General features: G+C 66.9%; 2 protein-coding genes. One reads left to right on the forward strand and one right to left on the reverse strand.

Features of this window, described 5'->3' with window-relative positions; translation table 11 throughout:
• Positions 1 to 112 (forward strand): hypothetical protein (locus tag F6Q13_RS19155; protein WP_293059890.1); only part of this gene is annotated, 112 nt, incomplete at its 5' end.
• Here F6Q13_RS19155 and F6Q13_RS19160 read toward each other — a convergent pair.
• The coding region (locus tag F6Q13_RS19160) for a sensor domain-containing protein (protein ID WP_293059887.1) at positions 109 to 667 on the reverse strand (559 nt) is incomplete at its 5' end. The two genes, F6Q13_RS19155 and F6Q13_RS19160, sit on opposite strands and share 4 nt — an antisense overlap.

The following is a 667-nucleotide window of genomic DNA, read 5'->3' on the forward strand; positions in this document are numbered from 1 at the left end:
CACCGCGATCTCGATGTACCCGCGGATGTGGGCGGCCAGTGGCGTCGACTACCCGACCCTGCTGGCCACGATGGTCGAGACGGCGCTGGCGCGCGGAGTCGGTCTGCGTTAACCGGGCCGGGCTAAGGGCGTGACTTTCGCGGCCATCTGATCAGCGATCTGGCTGCCTTGGTCGGCGACATTGGCGGCGCACGCCTCGACGTCGAACACGACGTCCGACACCGCGCTCAGCACGCGTTGGCAGGAGGCACGACGGGGGTCGCGCGGCATGCGGACCTGCGTGATCGCCGGGGAAGTCCCGGTGAGCTCGCCGAAGGTCCAGTGAAATTCTCTGCCGTGTTCGGTGGTCAGCGTCACGGCTTGGCCGGCGCAAGCCTTCCACTGCTCGGCTTGCGCCGCCACGAATGCGGTGGCCCTTTGGGCGTTCGGAAAGCCGACCACAGCCTCGTCGACCCGGAGGTTGTTGTCCGGCGTGTGCAGCTGTTGGCCGCGTACGGCCTTGGTGCCGCTGCCCGCATAGGTCGACTCCCCGATGGGCTCGAATGCGCCGAGGCAGTCAGGGTTGGAAAGATTTCCAGTGGGTGCGCGCAGCTGCTGGGATTGGTTGGCGATTTCCATGGATGGAGTGCCCATGCTGGCGGCGACGTCCCTCGGTGGGAGAAGAATC

Origin of the sequence: Mycobacterium sp. (assembly GCF_008709575.1) — a bacterium.
In the GTDB taxonomy this organism is placed as follows: domain Bacteria; phylum Actinomycetota; class Actinomycetes; order Mycobacteriales; family Mycobacteriaceae; genus Mycobacterium.